The organism is Telluria sp. AZSoR62, from assembly GCF_058111565.1.
This window is the reverse complement of the sequence record NZ_JBYTST010000530.1, coordinates 1-243: the sequence shown is the minus strand read 5'-3', so window position 1 is coordinate 243 and position 243 is coordinate 1. Positions and strand designations below refer to the sequence as shown.

1 protein-coding gene is annotated in these 243 nt (G+C 60.1%); it reads left to right on the top strand.

The annotated features are described in order from the left end of the window. A partial coding sequence (locus tag AC3XQU_RS24650) for a phosphomethylpyrimidine synthase ThiC (RefSeq protein ID WP_489876730.1) occupies positions 1-243 on the top strand: 243 nt, incomplete at both ends.

Below are 243 nucleotides of genomic sequence, written 5' to 3'. Positions count from 1 at the left end.
GCAGTTGATCAAAGAGAACATGGACAAGCAGTTGGAGTGCTGCGACGAGGCGCCGTTCTACACCCTCGGCCCGCTGACCACCGACATTGCACCAGGCTACGACCACATCACCTCGGGCATCGGCGCCGCGATGATCGGCTGGTTTGGTTGCGCCATGCTCTGCTACGTCACGCCCAAGGAACACCTGGGCTTGCCGAACAAGGATGACGTGAAGACCGGCATCATCACCTACAAGATCGCCGC